The sequence below is a fragment of the Pelagibacterium limicola genome, from assembly GCF_015694405.1.
Lineage (GTDB): Bacteria > Pseudomonadota > Alphaproteobacteria > Rhizobiales > Devosiaceae > Pelagibacterium > Pelagibacterium limicola.
Window position 1 is genome coordinate 168,473 of the sequence record NZ_JADQDB010000004.1, and the last position, 22,900, is coordinate 191,372.

Below are 22,900 nucleotides of genomic sequence, written 5' to 3' on the forward strand. Positions count from 1 at the left end.
AAAGCGCAGGTAGGTCGAGGTTTTGATGAGTTTCCCAGTAAAGTGCCGGAGTGTCGTCGGACGCCCATCCCTGCGTCTGATCCTCGCCGGTTTCGGCGCGGCGCTCGCTTTGTCGGCCTGTACCACCGTCGAGGGCACAAACGCCCTGGTCGATCCCATGACTTTCGAGCGCGAGGTGTTGCGCACGACCCTTTCGGGAGTTGGCGTTATCGACCAGCCGACCAAGGAGCCTGTCGCCGTCGAGCGCAGCCCGCTGGTCCTTCCCGCCTCTGGTGCTACCCCGCCACCGCCCAGCCAGTCCGTGGCCTCGATCCCCGAGGATAGCAGCCGCGTGACCATCGACGCGAGCGGCCTGACAACGGCCGATCTCGAAATGCTGAGACAGGGCAGGGTCATTGGTTCCGGCTCGATCACCGGCCGTCCGTTGACCGATGCCGAAACCCGCCAGCTCGCCGCCCGCATCGCCGCTTACCGGCGCGCCCAAGGGCTCGAAGAACGCAATATCTACCTGCCGCCCGAGCAGTATTTCCGCCAGGTCGGCAACCAGAACCTCATCTGCCTTGCCGCCAATGGCGATCTGGTCGCGGTGGACGATCCCCGCTGCCCACCCGACGTCCGCGCGGCGCTGGCTAATCGCTGAGATCTATCGCCGCTAGTGAAGAATATAAAGGCGAGGCCATCGGGCCTCGCTTTGTTTTGAAAGAAAGAGATACCGCTCCCATGAGCGACAAACCTGCCCCCCAGCCCGGCGAACGCCTCGCCAAAGCCGTCGCTCGCGCCGGCATCTGCTCGCGCCGCGACGCTGAAACCTGGATCGCAGCCGGCCGCGTTGCCGTGAACGGTTCCGTTGTAAAGACGCCGGCCTTCAATGTCGTTGAGGCCGATACTATTGCCGTCGACGGCAAGGAAATCACGCGCAAGCAGGCCACCCAGCTCTGGCTCTATCATAAGCCCGCGGGGCTGATGGTCACTGAAAAGGACCCTGAAGGCCGCCCGACCGTATTCGAAGCGCTGACGCGCCTCGGCCTGCCGCGCGTCCTCACCGTGGGCCGTCTTGATTTTAACACCGAAGGGCTTCTGCTCCTGACCAATGACGGCGGCCTGAAGCGCACGCTCGAACTGCCCGCTACCGGCTGGGTCCGCCGCTATCGCGTCCGTGCCTTCGGCTCGGTCACCCAGGAAAAACTCGATACGCTTAAAGAGGGCGTCACCGTCGAGGGTGTCGAATACGGCCCCATCGATGCCGAACTCGATACCGTCACCGGCTCCAATGTATGGATGACGGTCGGCTTGCGCGAGGGCAAGAACCGCGAGGTGAGGAACGTTCTCGGCGCGCTCGGGCTCGAGGTCAACCGCCTTATCCGCATTTCCTATGGCCCCTTCCAACTCGGCGACCTGCCTTCCGGACACGTCGAAAAGGTCAAGACCCGCATTCTCAAGGATCAGCTCGGCAAGAAGCTGGCTGCCGCCGCGGGTGCCGATTTCGACACGCCCGAACCCGATGAAGCCGGGCAGCCCCGCCGCCGGGCACCCGAGAAAACTACAACCGAGCGGGACCGGTATACCGGCCTCCGTCGTCGCCCCGACAACCGGCGCGAGGAACGACCCGAACAGGCGCCGCGCACCGTCCATTTCGACGATGGCCGCCCCTCTGAAAGCTTTACGCCCAGGGGCAAACCTCGCGGCGGCAAGGATGGCGGGCGCGACGAGAGACCGGCGCGCGGCGAAGGCTTCAAGAAGCGCTTCGACGACAAGCCCCGCCGCCCGAGCGCGGAAGGCGACAACAAACCTTTCCGCAAGGGCCCACGCGCTGCCGAGGGCGAGCGTCCGGTGCGCAAGGACGGGTATAAACCACGCTTTGAACGCGAAGCGGGTGATGCGGATGCGCGTCCGCGCCGTTTCGGCCCGCGCCCTGAAGGGGCCTCGGGCGACCGGCCTTTCCGCAAGGAAGGGTATCGTCCGCGCAGTGAAGGCGGCGACAAGCGCGAGTTCGGCGATCGCGCGCCGCGCCGCGATGGCGGCAAGCCTTTCGGCAAGGGCCCGCGCCCCGAAGGGGCCTCCGGCGACCGTCCTTTCCGCAAGGAGGGGTATCGCCCACGCAGTGAAGGCGGCGATAAGCGCGAGTTTGGCGATCGCGCGCCCCGCCACGATGGCGGCAAGCCGTTCGCAAAGGGCCCGCGCCGCGAGTTCGACGGGGATCGCCCCCCGCGCCGCAAGGACGAGGATCGCCCGTTGGCGCGCCGCTCCGCGCCCGGCAAGGAGGGTAAGTTCGGCCAAGAGCGCAAGGGACCGCGCAAGGACGGCGGAAAGCCGTCCGGAGGCCCCAAGCGCCCTGACCGCGGACCCCGCAGGGACGATACGCGGCCGTCCGGCGGGCGGCCTTTCAACAAGGGTCCACGCCGTCCGCGGGACGAATAGCTCATGCGGATCGTCGCCGGAAAATTCCGGGGCAAGCAACTCGATACGCCCAAGTCGGCCGACATCCGTCCAACGACGGACCGCGTGCGGGAAGCTGTCTTCTCGATCATCGGCTCAAAGCTTGGACCCCACCTCTCGGGTCACCGCGTGCTGGACCTTTTCGCTGGCACCGGCGCGATGGGGCTCGAAGCCCTCTCGCGCGGTGCGGAAACCTGCGTCTTCGTCGATACCGGCATCGAGGCGCGCGGGTTGATCCGGGGGCATATCGAAAGCTTCGGCATCGGCGGGCAGACCAAGCTATTAAAGCGCGACGCCACCGACCTCGGCCCCATCGAGCGCCTCAAACCCGCGACCCTCGTCTTCGCGGACCCGCCCTATGGCAAGGGGCTGGGGGAACAGGCCATAGCCAGCGGGCTGGCCGGCGGTTGGATCGAAAAGGGAGCCCTGATCGTCCTCGAAGAGCGCAAGGACGGCACGGTCACGGCGCCCGAAGGCACGGCAATTGTTGACCGGCGCGAATATGGCGATACCGCAGTGACCTTTCTCATCGTTGCTTGAATTCTTACTTGAACGAATTGAACGATTTTCGTACAATTCGTTCAAGTTAAAATTGGGGAGGTCCTCTCGATTTCCTCGGTTGCCTTCCATAATCAAGCTTAGTGTCGCGGCGGGATGCGGGCATAACCCGGTGTTTCGCCTCAAAGAGCGAGCTGCATGATGTGCTTGCGCGTCCCCGCTCGTCCGGCGGGAGCAAAGCCGCGATTTTCAAACAGCGACACGAATCCCATGAAGCGGTAGCTGGGGGAATCCGGATCGACCGGATACCCCTCCAGCATCTCGGCACCGCGCTTCCGGGCATAGGCGATGGCTGCCGCGAGCATTTGCGCTGAAAGCCCTCTGCCGCGAAAATCGCGCCGTATGAAAAAGCAGGTCACCGACCATATGCCGTGATCGTCCCCGTCCTGCGGGTTCCCCAGCTTCATGAAGCTCTCGCGGGGGCCGAGAGAGCACCACGCCACAGGCTCGCCTGTCAGATATCCGACAAGGCCGATCGGCACGCGTTTTTCCACCCGCGATTTGAGCGCAGCCTTCCGGTCGGCGTTGCCGGCTTTGGCGCGATCGTCCATCGCCCGGTACGGCATGCACCAGCAGTAACTTGGCCCGCCCTTGCTTTCGAACAAGGTTTCGAGGTCGGGCCAGGATTTGCCGGTTACAGGCTTTACCTTGAGCGTTTCCATGCTGTGCCTTCGGCGGCCTTTTCACCGCCGCCGCTATCGGACGTATTTACGCCAGTTGTGCTGCTCGGAAAATCCCAATACCTCCCGGATTTTACGGTTCGAGAGCGGCGCTTCGAAATCACCCATCTCCCGCGTGACCGGTGATTTGGGTGCCCATTTGGAAAGGAACTTTGCCGTCGGTTCATCGGCGGTGATGGTGTCGTTGACGGCGTTGAAAACCTGAAAGCCGAGCCCGTCCTTTTCGATACAGAGATCGACGATCTGCCCCAGATCCCGCGCATCGATATAGCTCCACGCATTGCGCTTGCGCGACAGCGGATTGGCGATGAAGTCGGGGAACCTGTTGTATTCGTGCGGCTCGATCACATTGCCGATCCGGAGCGCATAGATATCGGCGCCGAACCGCATCGCAAAGGCGCGTGCCGTCTTTTCGTTGACTACCTTGGAGAGCCCGTAGCTGTCCATCGGGTCGACGTCGTAATCCTCTTCGAGCGGGAACGATTTGTAGTCCCGGTCGCCCTCGGCAAAGCAAACGCCATAGGTCGTTTCGCTCGACGCGATGATCACCTTGCGAATGCCGAGCTTCATCGCCGCTTCGATAACGTTGTAGGTCGAAACCGTATTGGCCGCGAAGGTCGCGTGATCGGGCTGCAGGAGCACGCGTGGCACGGCGGCGAAATGCACCACCGCATCGACCGGCGCCGGCCCTTTGCCGGTGTCGTATCCCTCGAAGCCGAAATGCATCGAAAGCGCGTTGAACGCCGAGCCGCTATCGGTAAGGTCGGCCCTCAATGTGTTGACGCCCGGATAATCGAGCGGCACCAGATCGACATTGAGGACCTCGTGCCCTTGCTCGACAAGGTAAGGAACGGCATGCCGCCCCGCCTTGCCGCTGCCCCCAGTAAATACGATCCGCTTTGCCATTCTATCCTCCGCGTTCTTTAATTCCTACGGGTGCCACCGCACGCCTCACCGCCTCCCGAACAACCGCTCGAGATCGCTTTTCTTAAGTTCGATATAGGTCGGACGCCCGTGAATGCATTGGCCCGAGTGGGGCGTCGCTTCCATCTCGCGCAATAGAGCGTTCATTTCGTCAGCCCGCAAGCGCCGTCCCGATCGCACCGAGCCGTGGCAGGCCATGCGCGCGATTATGGCATCCATGCGTTCCTCGAGCACCGCGACATTGTCCCATTCGGCCAGTCCGTCCGCCAGATCGCGAATAAGCCTTGAAACGTCGGTCTGGCCCAGAAGGGCAGGGGTTTCGCTCACGGCAACCGCGCCAGGCCCGAACCGCTCGAGGTAAAGCCCGAGTCGTTCGAGCACCGGGGCTGCATCCTCAAGTCGCTCGCAATCTTCTTGGGGCAGATCGATGACGACCGGGATGAGTTGCCGCTGGCTCGGCACCGGGCCTGAGCGCAGTTGCGCACGGAATTTCTCGTAGACCAACCGCTCATGGGCCGCGTGCTGGTCGATCAGCACCAGGGCGTCGCCGCTCTGGGCGACGATATAATTCTCGAAAACCTGTGCCCGTGCGACGCCGAGCGGGAAATCCGGCGCGTCTCCGGGCATCTCCGAAACCGGCTCCATCCGCGCGCTCGGCCCGTCAAAATGTCGGACATCGGCCGCAAGGGACGGGGAAAAGGAGGGCTGGTAGGGCGGGGGTCGGGATGGCTCTTGGCGCAGGGGCTCACCCACCAACTCAGCAAACCCGGCGACCGGTTCGGGCGCCTTGAAACTGGCGAGCGCGGACTCCGCAACGCTTGAGGACGCCCGGAACCCCGCGGCGCCCAAGGCTTCGGAAATCGCCCGGATTACCGTGCCCCGAACCGCGCCGGAATCACGGAAGCGAAGCTCAGCCTTGGCAGGGTGGACATTGACGTCCACTTCCGCTGGATCGATGGCAACGAAAAGCGCAATCACCGGGAACCGGTCACGATGCAGGAAATCGGCATAGGACGCGCGCACCGCGCCGAGCAGAACCTTGTCGCGCACCGACCGACCGTTGACGAAATAGAACTGATTGAGGGTGTTGGCGCGGGAATAGGTCGGTAACCCCGCGAGTCCTCCGACGACGATCCCGCCGCGCGAAAAGGCGATCTCCTGCGCGTTCTCGGGAAAATCCGCCCCGATGATTTGCGCTAGCCGCGCATGAACGGCTCCCGGACCCTCCTGCGCGGGCCAATTGATCGGTGAGCGGTCGGACCCCGTGAGCACGAAATGCACGTTCCGGTGCGCCATGGCGAGGCGCTTGACAACATCGGTAATCGCGGCGGCCTCGGCGCGGTCAGACTTGAGGAACTTGAGTCGCGCCGGTATGGCTGCAAAAAGGTTTTTGACCTCGACGACAGTCCCCCGGTTCATCGGATGCGGCACGGGACCGTTCCGCGTCCCGCGCGAAAGGGTCAGCTTCAAGCCGCTCTCGGCATCCTCGGTCCGTGATGCGATGGAGAGGTCCGAGACCGACCCTATGGAAGCCAGCGCCTCCCCCCGGAAGCCGAGTGTGCGGATGTCATCGAGGCCGTCGTCCTTGAGCTTGGAGGTGGCATGCCGCTCGACCGACAGCACCAAATCGTCCGCATCCATCCCGCATCCGTCGTCCTCAATGCGAATGAGACTCTTGCCGCCCGCCGCGGTAGTGATCGCGATACGGCGCGCACCCGCATCGAGTGCATTTTCCACCAGTTCCTTGACGACGCTGGCCGGTCGCTCGACAACCTCGCCGGCGGCAATCTTGTTGACCAGATCGTCTGGAAGCTGGCGAATGGCCATCGGGATTGATTCTCCTTGGGCGCTATCTTATCGCGGGGACAGGTGGGTGCAAAATGGATAGGGTGTCGACCGTGATGTCTCGTGGGAGAGGAAGAGGGTTGGGGGCAACGATGATTGCCGCACGCTCCAAATGACCGAACCGGACAAAGCCCCGATGGGCCGACCCACCCCGATGGACGCCGCCCTCGCCCTCGCTGAAGAAGCGGCATTCGCCGGCGAGGTGCCGGTTGGGGCTGTCGTCGTTCGCAACGGAGAGATCATCGCCTCAGCGCGCAACCGCATGCGCGAGTTGGCCGACCCCACCGCCCATGCGGAATTGCTCGCCCTCCGCGCAGCGATTGAAGCGTTGGGCGCGGCGCGGCTCCTCGAGTGCGACCTCTATGTGACGCTCGAACCCTGCACCATGTGCGCAGGCGCCATCTCCCACGCCCGCATCCGGCGGCTCTACTATGGAGCGGAAGATCCAAAGGGCGGGGCGGTGGATAACGGCGTGCGTTTTTTTGCCCAACCAACATGCCACCACCGGCCCGAGGTGATTGGCGGTGTGTCCGAAGACCGCTCCGCGGAAATGCTCAGGAGATTTTTCGCTGAGCGGCGATAAAGGACTCGATTTTTGCGGTCAGCGCGTATTTGAACCGGTCCTTGTCGCGGTCTGCAGCATCCATGATCTGCCGGACCTTCCAATATTCATAGGCGCCCACGCCTTTGATGCGCGGGCGGAAATAGAGATCCGGGCGGTAGGCGGCGATAAGGTTCGCGATCAGCGAATGCGCCATGATCTGTGCCGAGCCGAGCGCGATGTCGAGGGGGGAAGGGACACGGGTGGCCGGCCAATCCTGTGGATCTCCATTGACGTCGATCCCGATGAGTATGTCGGCATCGGATGCCACGGCGTCGAGCGGCATGGGATTTGTCACCCCGCCATCAACGAGGAATCTGCCCATATGCTGCACCGGACGGTAGAGACTGGGAACGGCTAGCGATCCCGCCACGGCCGGGCGCAACTGCCCCTCATAAAAGACCACCTGGTGCCAGGATTTGAAATCCGTTGCAACGCAGGTGAAGGGAATGGCGAGCTTGTCGAACGTCTCGGGAAAACCGGGCGGCGTAAAGGTGTCGTATATCTGCTGGGGATCGAGCTGGATTGAAAGCCCGGTGCGGAAGCTCTGCTTGAGCGAACGCATCTGCGTGGCGAACAACCGCCCGAAAAGCCCGTTGATCGAGCCGAGCATTTCATAGGACAATTCGCGGACGTCGGCGCCTGAGAGCCCTGCTGCCCATCCCGAGCCAAGCAGTGCGCCGATGGAAGTGCCTGAAATCCGCGCCGGCCGCACACCAAGCTCGTCCATGGCCTCCATGAACGGCACATGCGCCAGCCCGCGCGCAGAGCCGGAGCCCAAAGCTATGCCGATACGAGGATCGCTGATGCCCACGGCGATATCTCCCACAACAGGAACAATATAGTGCGCCCTGAGTGGTTGATAAGGAGTTGCGCCCGGCGTCAGCGCTTAACGGCGGCTCTGTTCTGGGCGGCGACGGCTTGGGAGGGCTTGAAACGTAGAGCCCTGTGCTGCGCCGCTAACGTGATACGGCGCGCCAGCCGATATCCCGCCGGCAGAAGCCCTCGGGCCAGTCGATCTTATCGACCGCCGCATAGGCGTGGGATTGCGCCTCGGCCACTTCGGCGCCGTAGCCGGTAACGTTGAGCACGCGGCCGCCATTGGCTCTGAGCGTTCCGCCGTCCTGCTCGGTGCCGGCATGAAACACCTGCACCTTGTCGGTGTCGAGCCCTGCAACGCCCTTGATCTCGCTCCCTTTCTCGTAGGCGCCAGGGTAACCCCTTGCTGCCATGACGACCGTCAGCGCCACCCCCTCGCGCCATCGCGGCTCGACCGCGGAAAGGCCGCCCTTGGCCGCGGCTTCGAGCATGTCCAGCAGGTCGCTTTCGTATAACATCATCAACACCTGACACTCGGGATCCCCGAACCGCGTGTTGAATTCGATGAGCTTGGGACCGGCTTCCGTGATCATCAACCCGGCAAACAACACCCCCGAAAACGGCGTACCGCGCGCGGCCATGCCCTTGATGGCCGGCTCGATGATTTCGCGCCGGCTGCGGGCGATAAGTTCAGGCGTCATGACAGGTGCGGGCGCATATGCGCCCATGCCACCGGTATTGGGACCAGTGTCTTTATCCCCCACGCGCTTGTGATCCTGTGCGGCAGGCAGCAACAGGATGTGCTCGCCATCGGAAACCGCAAAAAGGCTTGCTTCCTCCCCGACGAGGCATTCCTCAATGACCACCTCCGCCCCGGCCAAGCCAAATGCTCCGGAAAAGCAGTCCTCAAGCGCGGCTTCGGCCTCCGGGATCGTTGCGGCGACGGTGACACCCTTGCCAGCGGCCAGCCCGTCTGCCTTGATGACGATGGGCGCGCCCTGCTCGCGTACATAGGCGAGCGCGGGCTCGAGCGCCGTAAAGCGGGCATAGGCGGCGGTGGGAATGCCGGCCTCGTCGCATAGCGACTTGGTGAACGCCTTCGATCCCTCGAGCTGCGCGGCCGCCTTCGAGGGGCCGAAAACGGCAAACCCGGCGGCACGCAGATCGTCGGCGATACCCGCGACCAGCGGAACCTCCGGGCCGACGACGACGAGGTCGATATTCTCTCTCTGGCAGAACGCAACGACAGCCGTGTGATCTTCGATATCGAGCGCTACGTTCTCGGCCACCAGCGCGGTGCCGCCATTGCCCGGTGCGACGAAGAGTTTCGAGAGGCGTTTTGAGCGCGAGAGAGCCCACGCCAATGCGTGTTCGCGTCCACCCGATCCGATCAGCAGCACCCGCATCGACTCTTTTCCTTGCCCATCTGTTCCATGCGCGCCCCTAACACGGTTTTTGCCGTGGCTCTAGCGGCCCTTGACGGAATCTCCGTCCTCGTCCACCAAACTCAAATGACCGATGCTCAGTCCAACGCGCACGAATTCACCGTTTCCGAGGTCGCCAACGCGGTCAAGCGGACCATCGAGGACCAGTTCGGCTTTGTCCGCGTGCGGGGCGAAGTATCTGGTTATCGTGGCCCGCACAGTTCGGGCCACGCCTATTTCACATTAAAGGATGAAGGCGCCACCATCGACGCGGTGGTCTGGAAGGGCAATTTCGCCCGGCTCGCCTTCAAGCCCGAGGAGGGTTTGGAGGTCATCGCCACCGGGCGGCTGACCACCTATCCGCGTTCGTCAAAATACCAGATCGTCATCGAGCAGATCGAACCCGCCGGGGCCGGCGCGCTGATGGCGCTGCTTGAAGAGCGCCGGAAAAAGCTGCTCGCCGAAGGTCTTTTCGCCCCCGAGCGCAAGTGCGCGATTCCCTATCTCCCTCGCGTCATCGGGGTCGTGACCTCCCCGACCGGGGCGGTGATCCGCGATATTCTCCATCGGCTCGAGGACAGGTTCCCAACGCATGTCATCGTCTGGCCGGTGCGCGTGCAGGGCGACACCTGTGCCTCCGAAGTGACGCGCGCCATAGGCGGGTTTAACGGTTTTGAGCCTGACGGCCCCATCCCACGGCCCGACCTCCTGATCGTGGCGCGCGGCGGAGGGTCCATCGAGGACCTCTGGGGCTTCAATGAGGAAAGCGTGGTTCGCGCTGTGGCGCGCTCGCACATCCCCATAATCTCGGCTGTCGGGCACGAGACCGACATCACGCTGATCGACTACGCTGCCGACAAGCGTGCGCCAACCCCCACGGGGGCGGCGGAAATGGCGGTGCCGGTGCGCGGCGAACTCATCGCCTATGTCGACGATCTCGGTTCGCGCCAGCGCGGCGCGGCGCGGCGCTCAGTAATAAACTTGCGCGACAGGCTTCGCGCGGCCTCCGCAGGTCTGCCGCGGCCAACGGACCTCACTTCCACCCAGCGCCAAAGGCTGGATCTGGTTTCGGCGCGGCTGGAATCGGCCCTGCGCAATGCCTACCAGAAGAAGGCCCTGCGCTTTGCCGAAAGGGGCGCGACGTTCGGCCCGGCGATCTTGAGGCGCCATTTCGAGCGGGAAGGCTTGCGCCTTTCTTCGTGTGCCCAACGCCTCCAGCCGGATATGCTCGACCGCCGCATTGCCGATTTCCGGACGAAGCTCGACCAGTTCGGCGCGCGCGCGCCGGTTGCGCTCGGCAATCTCGCCGGCCGCGCGGCGCTCAGGGCTCGTCCGATCATCGCAAGGCTGCAACCGGCCTTTGCGCGACGCGTCCTCGACAAGCGCCGGGAACTTGAGGGCGTTTCAAAGCTCATCGAGTCGCTCAGTTATCGGCGCGTGCTCGATCGCGGCTTTGCGCTGGTTGCCGATGAAGACGGCAATATTGTCACCACACCCAATGCCGTTGGACCGGGCGAAGCGCTAGTCATCACTGTCGCCGAGGGTCGGATCGACGCCACGGTAAGCGGTGCGCCGTCCGCGTCCCGACGCAAGCGGCCCACCGAAGGCGGCAGTCAGGAAAGCCTATTTTGACCGGTAGCACAAAGGCGGGTATGAAACACCCATGATGAACATTCTCGACTCCGGCTTTTCCCCATCCGAAGCGCAGGTGCGGTACCTCGACGCCGAATATGTCGTCGTCAAGCCTGGGACGTTCGTACGCTGTGCGATCACCGGCAAGCCAATTCCTGTCGAGGAATTGACCTATTGGAGTGTCGATCGTCAGGAAGCCTATGCCGACGCCGCGGCGGCCTTTGCCGCCCACCAGCGTTCGATTGGCGAGATCAAATAGATATTATTCGGCGTCTGCGGGGTCGAGCAGGCGGTGCAGGTGGACCACGAAATAGCGCATTTCGGCATTATCCACGGTCTGCTGCGCCTTGGCCCGCCAGGCTTTGTGCGCTTCGGCATAATTGGGGTAGACGCCCACGATGTCGACTTCGTCGAGGTTCTTGAATTCGGCGCGCTTGGGATCGGTCACTTCGCCGCCGATGACGAGGTGCAGCAGCTGCTTGGACGGTGAATCGGTCATTTTGAAGTCTCCAACTGTTCGCCTTCCTCCGCGGGGCAGCCATAGACGATCCTGAGGGCGTCTTGCAATGGCGTTATCAGGCTCGGATCACAGGTCGCCGCCAGCGCAGCATGGCGCGTATCGGGCCTGTTGTAGCGCGGCACCCCGAAGCAGACATCGGTGAGTTCGATCCCGGATTCACCGAGGATGATGTCGGCCCCGGCCACATCCCAATCCTGCGCGCCCCGCCGGGCCACCGCCGCGTCGAGCCCGCCCGAGGCGACCTGGACCAGCCGGTAGGCGAGGGAAGGGTAGCTGGGGCCTCGTTGATAACGCAGGTCGGCCAGCGCCAATTCGTTATGTACCGCCGCTGGCGCCGGGATGATCCGCTCGCGGCCATGCCGAGGTTCGGGCGCAAGACGGTGCCCGTTGAGCGTTGCGCCGCTCCCGATCGTCGCAGCGTACATCTCGTCGCGCACGGGAGCGTAAACCACGCCGGCGATGGGACGACCGTCTTCGACGACCGCGAGCGAAATCGTCCAGCTGTCCTCCCCCTTGATGAACCCGCGCGTGCCATCGATCGGATCGACGACGAAGACGCGCACCTGGCTGAGCCGGTCGGGCGTGTCGGCCGTCTCTTCGCTCAGCCACCCATAATTCGCGCGGGCCGACCGCAAGGTCTGGGTCAGGAAATTGTCGATGACGATATCGGCTTCCGAAACGGGAGACGAGACATTCTTGGTCCACGTCCTGAGATCGGTGCGGAAATAACCGAGTGCGATGATCCCGGCATGAACGGCTGCAGATTTGAGCAGTTCAAGATCCTTGATCGCATCGCTGTGGGTTTGGGCGGACATCGCCTCTCCAGGCCGGGAAGGAGCAAGAGTATGGTGGCGCGATACACGCTGGAAACTGGCGCTCTTCCTAGTCTCTTCACATCTGCCGCGCAAGAGAGGTTAATCCGGCCTTACATAGGGTCACGATCTGCTAACCCATTTCGCGACAAGAGAAACTTAACCCCATTTTTTAAGCCGATGATGAGACCGCCGCGCTAGATTGGCTTCAACAAGAGAGCACCAAAAAACAAAAAGCTCTCGGAAGTTGACAGGAAGGCTAGTTATGGTTCGCGGTGTGACGATGGGCGATGCGCCCGTCGCCCTGTTCCTCGGGGCGGCATATCCAAGAAATCTGGTTCTCAAGCCGGCCAACGACAATGGCCCCCGCCAGGAGAGCATGATGGTCACCGTGCGCCGCAAGCTCGACAAGAGCGGCGTGGCCGTCAAGATCAAGGTGCCGGTTGCCGAATACGTAGGGGTCGCCGTCGGCTCGCGCATCAGCCCCGAAGGCGTGCTCACCAGCACCATCGAACTGGTCCATCCCAACGAGGAATTCAACTATCAGGTCTATGCCGAGGACGGCAACGCCGACGTCGTCGCCGAATGGCAGAACTGGGGCAAGAAGCTCCGCCTGCCGCTCTATATCCGGGCGGGCGATGGCAGCCTCGTGGCATATTCCCAACAGGTTGGCGGCGTGATGGTCGGCCACCAGAGCGGTCGCCGGATGCTGGCCGCCGATGCCGAGCGCCGCACCCGCTTCGCCCGCCGCCGCAAGCCCGGCGAGCAAACGGCCTGATTGGTCGAAACATATCTCCAAAGCAGACCGGCAGACCCCGCTCACCGAGCGGGGTTTGTTCTTTTAGCGACTTCCTTGGCGGCGGACCGCGCATGGCCGGAACCGAAACCCGCTGTTACGCAAATCCGCCAAAAAGCACTGCCACGGTTATCGCAAGTCCAAGCCAGTGGTTGGATTTGAAATGCATAAGGCATTTCGCCCCGTTGGCGCGTTCCAGTGTCACGACCTGCCATACGAGCATCCCCAGCGGTACGGTACCCAACACCCAGAATGGCCAGCCGGCACCGGCCAGAAAAGCTGAGACCGCCCAGAGGACCGCTGCAATCGCATAGAACGTCGCGATGAAGGGTCTTGCGTGATCCCCCGCCAGCCGCGCGGTGGATTTTACCCCGATGAGCGCATCATCCTCGACGTCCTGCAGGGCGTAAATCGTATCGTAGCCGATCGTCCATGCGATGCAGCCCAGATAGAGGACAATCGCCGGAAGCGCCAGCGAGCCCGTCACTGCTGTCCATCCCACCAGGGCACCCCACGAGAAGGCCAGCCCGAGGAAGAGCTGGGGCCAGAAGGTGATGCGTTTCATGAAAGGGTAGATGGCCACAAGCACCAGCGAGGCGATGCCGAGAAAAATCGTATAGGTGTTGAACTGGACGAGCACCAACAGCCCGACTAGCGATTGCGCGATCATCCAGACGATTGCCTGTTTGACGCTGACCTGCCCTGAGGGAATCGGGCGTGAGCGCGTGCGGGCGACCTTCTCGTCGATATCCCGGTCTACAATGTCGTTGAAGGTGCAGCCCGCACCGCGCATGGCGATGGCACCGACAAAAAACAGCACCAGATAGTACCAGTTGAAATCGGTGCCGGTGGCGATGGCAGCAAGACCGAGAGAGAAGGCGCACGGCCAGAACAGTAGCTGGTACCCGATCGGCCGGTCGAGGCGCGACATGCGCAGATAGGGTTTTGCCGCCTCGGGAGCGAAACGGTCCACCCAGTTGCCCCGCACCGCATCGGCTACCACGCCGGTTTTGTTCTCTTGCATCGCGCGGGCCTTTTTCCCTTCCCCGTTCTCTGGCACAAAGGCACTAAACCCATAAGTGCACAAGTCAACATGCCCCGAACTCACAAGACCTTGCCGCGCCTCCATATCGACACTGCAATGAGTGCCGGCGTTCGGCTGCCGCTAGACAAGGACCAGACCAACTATCTGGTCAATGTGCTGCGGCGCGGGCAAGGGGACCGGTGCGTGGTATTCAACGGCCGTGACGGCGCATTCCTTGCCGAAATTGGTCAGGCATCGAAAAAGACGGTCGAACTGACCCTCATAGAACAAAGCGCCGAACAACCCCAGGCGGCGGACCTCTGGTACGGTTTCGCGCCGATCAAGCGGCTCGATTACGTGGTCCAGAAGGCGACCGAGATGGGGGCGGGCATCATCCAGCCGGTCATCACGCGCTACGTCCAGAACCCCAAAGTCAATCCAGACAAGCTCAGGGCAAACGCTATCGAAGCGGCCGAGCAATGCGAGGTCCTCTCTGTCCCCCGCGTCGACCCTGCCATCCCATTCGTGCGTCTCATGGAAACCTGGCAGCAGGTCCACGGCGACCGCACGCTTGTCTTCTGCGACGAAGAAACAGCCTCGACTTCGCCGGTCGATACGATCGCAACGCTTGAGGGAAAGCGGCTCGGATTACTCGTCGGGCCCGAGGGCGGATTCGCGCCCGAGGAGCGTGACATGCTCCGTGCCCAACCCTTCGTGGTGGCCATAAGTCTCGGGCCGCGTATCCTCCGGGCCGATACAGCCGCGGTGGCCGCTCTCGCACTCATTCAGGCCGTAGCAGGGGACTGGTGAACATTTATCGTCAATCTACGATAAAGGGGATTGATCTCGGTATCGATGCCGCTATTGTCGCGCAACCACTCGGCCTCGGGCCTGATGGTTGGACTTCCTAGAGGTATCTCATGGCCTATTCGCCATCCCCCGTCATCGAATCGCGTGCGCAGCTTGTCGAAACCCTTTCGCGCGGCTGCAAGCCCAGGGAAGATTGGCGGATTGGCACCGAGCATGAGAAATTCACCTTCTATCGCGACAGCTTCAAACCCGTGCCTTATTCCGGTGAAAACGGCATTGGCGCGCTGCTCGAGAAGGTCCAGGCCGAAACGGCTTGGACGCCCTATTATGACGGCGAGAACGTAATCGGGCTCAACGATCCCTTGGGTGGTGGTTCGATCTCGCTAGAGCCGGGCGGCCAGTTCGAACTCTCCGGTGCCCCGCTTGAAACCCTGCATCAGACCTGCGTCGAGACCAACGACCATTTGCGGCTCTTGCGCAAGTTCACCGAACCGATGGGCATCGATTTCCTCGGAGTCGGCGTCGCGCCCACTTGGACGCTCGATGAAATCCCCGCCATGCCCAAGTCCCGCTACGGGATCATGACTCCCTATATGGACAAGGTCGGCACGCTGGGCACGTCGATGATGTACCGCTCTTGCACCGTGCAGGTGAATCTCGACTTTTCGTCCGAAGCCGACATGGTCAAAAAGCTGCGCGTGAGCCTCGCGCTCCAGCCCGTTGCCACCGCCCTCTTTGCCAATTCCCCTTTCCTCGAGGGCAAGCCGAACGGCTTTTTGTCCTTCCGCTCGCATATCTGGCTCAATACCGACAATGCCCGCACCGGCATGTTGCCCTTCGCCTTCGAGGACGGCATGGGCTTTGAACGCTATGCCGATCATGCGCTTGACGTGCCGATGTATTTCGTCATCCGGGATGGCAAATACATCAATTGCGCCGGCGAGAGTTTTCGCGCTTTCCTTGAGGGCAAGCTGCCGCAGCTTCCGGGTGAGAAGCCTACGGTCAAGGACTGGGAGGATCATCTTTCGACGCTCTTTCCCGAAGTGCGGATGAAGCAGTTCCTCGAAATGCGCGGTGCCGACGGCGGGCCCTGGCAGGGCATTTGCGCCTTGCCGGCTTTCTGGGTCGGGCTACTTTACGATCAGACCGCGCTCGATGCGGCTTGGGACCTCGTCAAGGACTGGACCGCGCAAGAGCGCGACACCCTCCGTCATCAAGTGCCCGGGACAGCCCTCAAGACCGCTTTCCGGAATGGAACGGTGATGGATATCGCCAGGGAAGCGCTGGCGATTTCGCGCGCCGGGCTCAAGGCCCGCAATCGGCTCAACTGGGAAGGCGCCGACGAGGCGGTTTTTCTCCGGCCACTCGATCACACTCTCGAAATGGGCAAGACCCCCGCCGAGCGCCTCCTCGATCTCTATAACGGTCCGTGGGGCGGCGACGTTACCCGCATCTTCCTTGAAAAGGCGATGGGGAAGGGGGCCTGAAGCCCTATTCCGCCGCTTCCTCGGGCTGGGAATCCTGATTTCGGCCCGGCAGGTTGCCCATGCTCTCGACGATATGCCGTGCCAGCGCATCGTAAATGCCGCCATACGCGTGGCTGGCGCGCATCAGCGCGATCTGCGCGTCGGCGAGGCGGGGCAGGCCATAGTCTTCGGCGATGATCTTCATTCCCGGCTGGATTGCGCTTTCGGGCAGAAAACCCACCGCAAGGTCGGAAAGCACCGCACTGGTGATCGCCGTGGCGTTCGACGAGGTGTAGGCAACCCGGAAATCGCGATTCATCCGGCTTAGCGCCTCAACCGCATCGGCACGCCAGATGCAGTAACTCGGCCCGCAGGCCAGCGGCAGGGGATCACTGGCCAAGGCTGCACCGCCATGGCTGGCGACCCAGTGCATCTTCTCGGTCCGGAACAACTCGCCGAACTCATGCATCGTGCCTTGGGTAAAGACGATGACGTCGTATTTCCCCGAACGCATCCCTTCGAGCAGTTCCTCGGAAGGCTGGCAGCGTACGTCCACCGTGATCTTGGGGTGAGTCCGCTGGAAGCTTGAGAGAATCACCGGCAGCAGCTTGACCGCATAGTCATCGGGCACCCCGAACCGGATATTGCCCGAGAGATCGTCCGTCGAGAACATGTCGACGATTTCGGCATTGATCTTGAGCATCCGCCGGGCACGGGCATAGAGCGCCTCACCTTCGGTGGTCAGCGTCACGCGCCGTCCGTCGCGCAGAAAAAGCGCCTGCCCAAGCCTGTCCTCAAGCCGCTTGATCTGCATCGAGACTGCCGATTGGGTCTTGTAGACCCTTCGGGCCGCCTCCGTGAAGCTGCCGCAATCGGCGATGGCACAGAACGTTTGCAATTGGTCGAGATCGAGCGGGCTGACCATGCTGAAAATCCATCACTAATATTGATCGAAAGAATGAAATCTATTTGTTTGAATAATGAGATGCAAGTGCCTATCTATGGGGAGCTAAAGACGACTTGAATGGTAGAGAGAACGATGGCACATTTTTTCCCTTGGGCGCGCAAGGGCGCGGGTATGCGCCGCTCCACTCTGCGTGAACTCCTCAACATGGATCCGGCACTGCTGAGCGACATCGGCCTGAGCCGGTACGATATCGCGGACGCCCTCCAGAGCGGCAGCAATGCCGGTCGGCTTCTCGCCGCCCGCCGCTCTGCCCGCGCCACCGAGTGGCTGCGTTGACCATTTGACGAATTGGAACGCCGGCCTTCCCCCCTTGAGGTCGCGCCGTTCCGATAGCGGGTTTCCGCGGCGGACAAGCGTTTTTGCCGGCGCCCGCCAAACCGGAAGCCCAATAAGAGACAAAGCCATTTGCCTTTTGGCCTTGTTTCCTGACCCAAGCCGGACCGAGAGGTCCGGCTTTTTCATTTCGACGCGTAGGGAGTTTACGGGAGCGCCTCGAAACCCTCTCCGAAACCGGCGAGCGAAACCGGAATGCCTATGCCTTCCTCGGGGGTCTTGAAGACGATAAAATAGCCGGTCGTGCCGTCCGCGAGCTTTTCGATGAGTTCATCGTCCATCACCACCTCGGCCACACACCCATTGGGTAGGCACCGCACAAACGCCACACGTCCCTGGTCCTCGCCATCGATATTGAGCCCCAGCCCGTTGGGGAGCAGAACCCCGAGTGGGGCGAGGACGCGCAACAGCCTAGCCTGTCGGTCCGCCGTCTTGAGCACGATCACCGAGAGCGCGACATTGGGCTGATCCTCGGCTGTAACGTTCTGGATCAGGGCGCATTGCTCCTCGCTTGCCCCTGGCAGCATGTCGCAGCTCATCTGCCAGTCCCCGTGCTGGGACCGAACGGTGCCCTGCGCCTGCGCGGACGAGGTTCCGGCAACGACAAGGAACGTGAGCGCCAAGGTGCAAATTGCTGCATGGATGCGGTTGTGCAAGGCTTATCTCCTGCCGAATCCGGACGAAAGGTTACCAGCGTTCATGTCGGCCAGCGGGGGCGGTATTGTCAACCTTGGCGCCAACCAAGCCCCGCCCGCGACGCATCCCCTTGGCGCAATATGACGCACAAATTGTGGCATTGTGGTCAATTGCCTTGAATAGCCGGATGTGGTTTAGCTGAACGCATAAAAACCTGCACCCTGGACCTGAGTCGGGAGCGTGCGGCATTTGCCATGCGCGAACGTTTCGGTATAGGGAGCGCAAATAACAACACGTTCAGGAGAGATCCAGGTGACAGGATTGTCTTTCCGTCTCATCCAGGCCTCGCTCGCCGCGCTTCTTGCGTTCATTCCCGCAGCAGCCTACGCCCAGGTCGGACAACCCGCTCCCGGCCAGGTTGGATTCCAGACCTCGGTGACCCCGATCATGGATTCGATCGTGGCTTTCCATGACAACCTGTTGATGTGGATCATCACCGGGATCGTCCTGCTGGTGCTTGCGCTGCTGATCATCGCGATTGTGCGGTTCAACCAGCGGGCCAATCCGGTCCCCGCCAAGTTTACCCACAACACGGTCATCGAGGTGGTCTGGACCGTCGCCCCGGTTCTCATCCTGATCGTTATCGCCATCCCGTCCTTCGGCGTTCTCGCCGATCAGGAAACCATGCCCGATGGCGAACGGCGTTACCTCGGTGCAAACATCTTCTCTACGGGAGACGTCGAGGTCCCCGAGCCCACGCTCACCATCAAGGCGACCGGTTTCCAGTGGTATTGGGGCTATGAATATGTTGATGAGGGCTTCGATTTCGTCTCGGTGATGCTCAACGAAGAGCAGCGCATGGCGGCCAAGCCCGATGAGCCGCGCCTTTTGGCGGTCGATCAGGAACTGGTCGTCCCGGTCAACACGACCGTTCGCGTCCTCGTTACGGCCGCCGACGTGCTGCATGCCTTCGCCGTGCCGTCCTTTGGCGTCAAGGTCGACGCGGTAACCGGTCGTCTCAACGAAACCTGGTTCTACGCCCGCCGCACCGGCATGTATTACGGACAGTGCTCGGAATTGTGCGGCAAGGATCACGCCTTCATGCCGATTGCCGTCCGCGTCGTCGAGCAGGACGAATATGACGCCTGGCTCGCGATCGCCGAGACCGGCGATTTGAACGCTGCCAATTTGGTCCTGGCGCAAGCCAACTGATCAGGCGCAGGCAGGAAGTTTAAGAGGGAATAAAATGGCTCAAGCGCACGCAGAACACGCCCACGACGATCACCACGGTACGCCGACGGGCTGGAAGCGCTGGTTGTACTCGACCAATCACAAGGATATTGGCCTGCTCTACCTCTACTTCGCGATCTTCGCGGGGATCATCGGTGGTGCGCTCTCGGGCTTCATGCGCTGGGAGCTAGCCGAGCCGGGTATCCAGATCTTCCCGGGCCTCGCCCAGATGGTATACGGGGTCGGCGGCGACGCTTCGCTCGACGCGGGCAAGCACATGTTCAACGTGTTCACCACGGCTCACGGGCTGATCATGGTGTTCTTCGTGGTCATGCCGGCGGTGATCGGCGGGTTCGCCAATTACTTCGTGCCGCTCATGATCGGTGCGCCGGACATGGCTTTCCCGCGCATGAACAATATCTCGTTCTGGCTTCTCCCGCCCGCCTTCCTGCTGCTGCTGTTGTCGCTGTTCATGGAAGGCCCTCCGGGCGCGATGGGCGTCGGTGGCGGTTGGACCGTCTATCCGCCCTATTCAACCTCGGGTCAGCCCGGGCCAGCGATGGATTACGCGATCCTCTCGCTCCACATCGCCGGCGCATCCTCTATCCTTGGTGCGATCAACTTCATCACCACCATCTTCAACATGCGTGCCCCTGGCATGACGATGTTCAAGATGCCGCTCTTTCCGTGGTCGGTTCTGGTGACGGCGTTCCTTTTGCTACTCGCTCTGCCGGTTCTGGCCGGTGCGATCACCATGCTTCTGACCGACCGCAATTTCGGCACGGCGTTCTTCGATCCGGCCGGCGGCGGCGACCCGATCCTGTTCCAGCATCTGTTCTGGTTCTTCGGGCACCCTGAAGTCTACATCATGATCCTGCCCGGCTTCGGCATCGTCAGCCACATCATCTCGACCTTCTCGCGCAAGCCGATCTTCGGTTACCTCGCGATGGTCTATGCGATGGTGGCCATCGGCGCTGTCGGCTTCATCGTCTGGGCGCACCACATGTATACGACCGGCATTTCGCTCAACACGCAGCGCTATTTCGTTGCCGCGACCATGATCATCGCCGTGCCCACGGGGGTCAAAATCTTCTCGTGGATCGCGACCATGTGGGGCGGCTCGATGCGGTTCACGACACCCATGCTCTGGGCCATCGGCTTCATCTTCCTGTTCACCGTCGGTGGCGTGACAGGCGTGGTGCTGGCCAATGCGGGTGCCGACCGCGCACTGCACGACACCTATTACGTGGTGGCGCACTTCCACTACGTACTCTCGCTCGGTGCGGTCTTCACGATTTTTGCGGGCTGGTATTACTGGTTCCCCAAGATGTTCGGCGTGATGTACAATGAGTTCCTGGGCAAGCTGCATTTCTGGATCATGTTCATCGGTGTGAACCTGATCTTCTTCCCGCAGCACTTCCTTGGCCTCGCCGGCATGCCGCGTCGCTATATCGATTACCCAGATGCCTATGCGCTGTGGAACAGCGTTTCGTCCTGGGGATATCTGGTGACTCTGGTTGCCATGGGCATCTTCTTCTTTGCGATGTTCGAGGCCTGGGCGCGCAAGCGCAAGGCTGCGGACAATCCGTGGGGCGAAGGTGCAACGACGCTGGAATGGACCCTGTCGTCCCCGCCGCCCTACCACCAGTTCGAAAACCTGCCGCGTTTCAAGTAACGGACGGCATTTCGAAAACAGAAATAGGCATGACCCGGGCATCCGGGTCATGCGTTATTGAAGACACTGGGAACCTCACTCGTGGCCTACGCTGACGACCATCGCGAAACCTCGGCAGCCTCCTTCGGGCAGGTCGAGGATTATCTCGCGCTGCTGAAGCCGCGCGTGATGTCGCTCGTGGTGTTCACGGGCATTGTCGGCATGCTGGTTGCGCCGGGCGGAATTCACCCTGTTATCGGGTTTATCGCCATTCTGTGCATCGCCATCGGGGCAGGGGCCTCGGGTGCGCTCAACATGTGGTATGATGCCGATATCGACGCTGTGATGAGCCGTACGCTCAACCGCCCGATTCCCTCGGGCCGGGTCACGCGCGACGAGGCCCTGTTCTTCGGCATTACGCTTTCGGCCTTTTCGGTGGTCGTTCTGGGGCTGGCCGCCAATTGGCTCGCTGCCGGGCTTTTGGCCTTCACCATCTTCTTTTATGCCGTCGTCTATACGATGTGGCTCAAGCGCTCGACGCCGCAGAACATCGTGATCGGTGGCGCCGCCGGTGCCTTCCCTCCGATGATCGGCTGGGCAGCCGTGACCGGTTCGGTCTCGATCGACGCGCTGATCCTCTTCATGATCATCTTTCTGTGGACCCCGCCCCATTTCTGGGCGCTGGCGCTCTATAAGAAAGGCGATTACCAGGCCGCCGGCATTCCGATGCTGCCCAACGTGGCCGGCGAATTGGTCACGCAGAACCAGATTGTCATCTACACGGTCCTGTTGACGCTCACCGCATTCGGACCCGTGCTGACCGGTTTGGTGGGCTGGTTTTATGCGGTTCCCGCTACCCTTCTGGGCGTTGGCTTTTCTGTTCTTGCCGTGCGCCTCCGGTTCTCGGAAGGCAAGGAGATGAAGCGGCGCGCCCGCGTCCTTTTCGCCTATTCCCTGAGCTATCTCTTCGTGCTCTTTGTCGCGCTGCTGGCCGATGTCGGCCTCATCAAATGGTTCGGAGTTCTCTGATGGCCGACGAAAAGCCCACCCCGCAGACCGATGAGGAATTCCTGCGCCGCCGCCGCAGACGCTCGATCGCGATTGCGCTGGCGCTTGCTGCGCTGGTCGTCATCTTTTACGCCATAACCGTGGTCAAGCTCGGCCCCGAGGTGCTGGTGCGGGAAATCTAGATGAGCAGCTTGTCCGCCCATAGCGAGAAAGACGCCGCCAACCGCAAGGTAATGCTCTGGCTGGTCGGTGTCGCCATTTTCATGCTTGGCGCCTCGTTCGCCGCCGTGCCGCTCTACGATCTCTTCTGCCGTGTTACCGGCTATGGCGGGACCACCCAGGTTTCCGACGGCAACGTCAAGGGCGTGATCGGGCGGGAAATGGGCGTTCGTTTCGATGCCACCATTTCGCCCGGCTTGCCGCTGCGCGTTCAGCCCGCGCGAGTCGAAACCAACCCGATCGGGGAGGTGAGCACTGTCGTTTATCGAGCCACGAACCTGAGCGACAAGCCGCTAAAGACGACGGCAAGTTTCAACGTCACGCCCGAATCCACGGGGATCTATTTCAACAAGATCGAGTGTTTCTGCTTTTCCGAACAGGAACTCGCGCCCTACGAAACCGTCGAGATGCCGGTCACATATTTCGTCGATCCCGATCTCGACCTCGACAGCGAATTGCGTACAATCCGCCAAATCACGCTGTCTTATACATTCCATGCTCTATAA

The 22,900-nt window shown here is 62.0% G+C and carries 25 protein-coding genes; 15 read left to right on the top strand and 10 right to left on the bottom strand.

Translation table 11 applies throughout. From position 1 onward, the window contains the following. The first annotated feature begins 25 nt into the window (after positions 1-25). The 3 genes from I2G20_RS09680 to rsmD all read left to right on the top strand — a co-directional run bounded on the left by I2G20_RS09680 (position 26) and on the right by rsmD (position 2,976). Positions 26-640 carry a hypothetical protein gene (locus tag I2G20_RS09680; RefSeq protein WP_196259501.1) on the top strand — a complete coding sequence of 205 codons (615 nt, stop codon included), beginning with the start codon at positions 26-28 and terminating at the stop codon, positions 638-640. Between the two features lie 80 nt (positions 641-720). Next, entirely contained in the window at positions 721-2,418 is a 1,698-nt protein-coding gene (locus I2G20_RS09685; protein ID WP_196259502.1) for a pseudouridine synthase, read from the top strand. A gap of 3 nt (positions 2,419-2,421) precedes the next feature. After that, positions 2,422-2,976, top strand: coding sequence for a 16S rRNA (guanine(966)-N(2))-methyltransferase RsmD (rsmD, locus tag I2G20_RS09690; protein WP_196259503.1), 555 nt, complete (start codon positions 2,422-2,424; stop codon positions 2,974-2,976). 140 nt (positions 2,977-3,116) lie between these two features. Here the strand turns inward: rsmD and I2G20_RS09695 are convergent, their stop codons facing one another. Genes I2G20_RS09695 through mutL form a run of 3 tightly spaced genes read right to left on the bottom strand, consistent with a single transcriptional unit; the run spans position 3,117 to position 6,425 of the window. Continuing rightward, positions 3,117-3,656: a GNAT family N-acetyltransferase gene (locus I2G20_RS09695; RefSeq protein ID WP_196259504.1), complete on the bottom strand. Its 540-nt coding sequence runs from the start codon at positions 3,654-3,656 to the stop codon at positions 3,117-3,119. Positions 3,657-3,689: 33 nt separating this feature from the next. Beyond that, the gene (locus I2G20_RS09700) at positions 3,690-4,580 is read right to left on the bottom strand and encodes an NAD-dependent epimerase/dehydratase family protein (protein WP_196259505.1); all 891 of its coding nucleotides are present in this window, start codon (positions 4,578-4,580) and stop codon (positions 3,690-3,692) included. Positions 4,581-4,625: 45 nt separating this feature from the next. Beyond that, entirely contained in the window at positions 4,626-6,425 is a 1,800-nt protein-coding gene (gene mutL / locus I2G20_RS09705) for a DNA mismatch repair endonuclease MutL (protein ID WP_196259506.1), read from the bottom strand. A gap of 154 nt (positions 6,426-6,579) precedes the next feature. Here mutL and I2G20_RS09710 point away from each other — a divergent pair, with 154 nt between their 5' ends. Then, complete coding sequence (locus I2G20_RS09710) at positions 6,580-7,026, top strand: nucleoside deaminase (protein ID WP_196259507.1); 447 nt, start codon at positions 6,580-6,582, stop codon at positions 7,024-7,026. Here the strand turns inward: I2G20_RS09710 and I2G20_RS09715 are convergent. Next, positions 6,998-7,858: a patatin-like phospholipase family protein gene (locus I2G20_RS09715; protein WP_196259508.1), complete on the bottom strand. Its 861-nt coding sequence runs from the start codon at positions 7,856-7,858 to the stop codon at positions 6,998-7,000. The two genes, I2G20_RS09710 and I2G20_RS09715, sit on opposite strands and share 29 nt — an antisense overlap. Positions 7,859-8,003: 145 nt before the next feature. After that, positions 8,004-9,269, bottom strand: coding sequence for a phosphoribosylamine--glycine ligase (gene purD / locus I2G20_RS09720; protein ID WP_196259509.1), 1,266 nt, complete (start codon positions 9,267-9,269; stop codon positions 8,004-8,006). Between the two features lie 105 nt (positions 9,270-9,374). Between purD and xseA the strand changes: the two genes are divergently transcribed. Beyond that, the gene (gene xseA / locus I2G20_RS09725) at positions 9,375-10,919 is read left to right on the top strand and encodes an exodeoxyribonuclease VII large subunit (protein ID WP_196259510.1); all 1,545 of its coding nucleotides are present in this window, start codon (positions 9,375-9,377) and stop codon (positions 10,917-10,919) included. Between the two features lie 31 nt (positions 10,920-10,950). Continuing rightward, entirely contained in the window at positions 10,951-11,178 is a 228-nt protein-coding gene (locus tag I2G20_RS09730; RefSeq protein ID WP_207747596.1) for a DUF2093 domain-containing protein, read from the top strand. A gap of 3 nt (positions 11,179-11,181) precedes the next feature. Here I2G20_RS09730 and I2G20_RS09735 read toward each other — a convergent pair whose 3' ends face one another. Both I2G20_RS09735 and I2G20_RS09740 read right to left on the bottom strand, forming a co-directional pair. Then, entirely contained in the window at positions 11,182-11,418 is a 237-nt protein-coding gene (locus I2G20_RS09735) for a DUF4170 domain-containing protein (RefSeq protein ID WP_196259511.1), read from the bottom strand. Next, positions 11,415-12,254, bottom strand: coding sequence for a 3'(2'),5'-bisphosphate nucleotidase CysQ (locus tag I2G20_RS09740; protein WP_196259512.1), 840 nt, complete (start codon positions 12,252-12,254; stop codon positions 11,415-11,417). The genes I2G20_RS09735 and I2G20_RS09740 overlap by 4 nt, the downstream gene beginning before the upstream one ends. Positions 12,255-12,516: 262 nt before the next feature. On the opposite strand from I2G20_RS09740, the gene I2G20_RS09745 reads away from it, so the two are divergent. Further along, a complete protein-coding gene (locus I2G20_RS09745) occupies positions 12,517-13,029 on the top strand; it encodes a DUF6101 family protein (RefSeq protein WP_196259513.1) in 513 nt (170 codons plus the stop codon). A gap of 115 nt (positions 13,030-13,144) precedes the next feature. On the opposite strand, the gene ubiA is transcribed toward I2G20_RS09745, so the two are convergent. After that, positions 13,145-14,071: a 4-hydroxybenzoate octaprenyltransferase gene (gene ubiA / locus I2G20_RS09750; RefSeq protein WP_196259514.1), complete on the bottom strand. Its 927-nt coding sequence runs from the start codon at positions 14,069-14,071 to the stop codon at positions 13,145-13,147. A gap of 69 nt (positions 14,072-14,140) precedes the next feature. Here ubiA and I2G20_RS09755 point away from each other — a divergent pair, with 69 nt between their 5' ends. Then, positions 14,141-14,881, top strand: a complete 741-nt coding sequence (locus I2G20_RS09755) for a 16S rRNA (uracil(1498)-N(3))-methyltransferase (RefSeq protein WP_196259515.1) — start codon at positions 14,141-14,143, stop codon at positions 14,879-14,881. A gap of 110 nt (positions 14,882-14,991) precedes the next feature. Beyond that, entirely contained in the window at positions 14,992-16,368 is a 1,377-nt protein-coding gene (locus I2G20_RS09760; RefSeq protein ID WP_196259516.1) for a glutamate--cysteine ligase, read from the top strand. A gap of 4 nt (positions 16,369-16,372) precedes the next feature. Here the strand turns inward: I2G20_RS09760 and I2G20_RS09765 are convergent, their stop codons facing one another. Then, positions 16,373-17,272, bottom strand: a complete 900-nt coding sequence (locus I2G20_RS09765) for a LysR family transcriptional regulator (protein WP_196259517.1) — start codon at positions 17,270-17,272, stop codon at positions 16,373-16,375. A gap of 114 nt (positions 17,273-17,386) precedes the next feature. Between I2G20_RS09765 and I2G20_RS09770 the strand changes: the two genes are divergently transcribed. Continuing rightward, positions 17,387-17,590 carry a YjiS-like domain-containing protein gene (locus I2G20_RS09770; RefSeq protein ID WP_196259518.1) on the top strand — a complete coding sequence of 68 codons (204 nt, stop codon included), beginning with the start codon at positions 17,387-17,389 and terminating at the stop codon, positions 17,588-17,590. A 203-nt stretch (positions 17,591-17,793) separates the two neighbouring features. Here I2G20_RS09770 and I2G20_RS09775 read toward each other — a convergent pair whose 3' ends face one another. Beyond that, the gene (locus tag I2G20_RS09775; RefSeq protein ID WP_425502633.1) at positions 17,794-18,303 is read right to left on the bottom strand and encodes an invasion associated locus B family protein; all 510 of its coding nucleotides are present in this window, start codon (positions 18,301-18,303) and stop codon (positions 17,794-17,796) included. 292 nt (positions 18,304-18,595) lie between these two features. On the opposite strand from I2G20_RS09775, the gene coxB reads away from it, so the two are divergent. From coxB to I2G20_RS09800, 5 genes are all read left to right on the top strand, one after another. Beyond that, positions 18,596-19,495 (top strand): cytochrome c oxidase subunit II, encoded by a 900-nt coding sequence (coxB, locus tag I2G20_RS09780; protein ID WP_196259519.1) that lies wholly within the window; start codon positions 18,596-18,598, stop codon positions 19,493-19,495. Positions 19,496-19,529: 34 nt separating this feature from the next. Then, positions 19,530-21,188, top strand: a complete 1,659-nt coding sequence (gene ctaD / locus I2G20_RS09785) for a cytochrome c oxidase subunit I (protein WP_196259520.1) — start codon at positions 19,530-19,532, stop codon at positions 21,186-21,188. Between the two features lie 81 nt (positions 21,189-21,269). Beyond that, positions 21,270-22,196, top strand: a complete 927-nt coding sequence (locus I2G20_RS09790) for a heme o synthase (protein ID WP_196259521.1) — start codon at positions 21,270-21,272, stop codon at positions 22,194-22,196. Next, entirely contained in the window at positions 22,196-22,357 is a 162-nt protein-coding gene (locus tag I2G20_RS09795) for a hypothetical protein (protein WP_196259522.1), read from the top strand. Before I2G20_RS09790 ends, I2G20_RS09795 begins: the two co-directional genes overlap by 1 nt. Continuing rightward, the gene (locus I2G20_RS09800; RefSeq protein WP_196259523.1) at positions 22,358-22,900 is read left to right on the top strand and encodes a cytochrome c oxidase assembly protein; all 543 of its coding nucleotides are present in this window, start codon (positions 22,358-22,360) and stop codon (positions 22,898-22,900) included.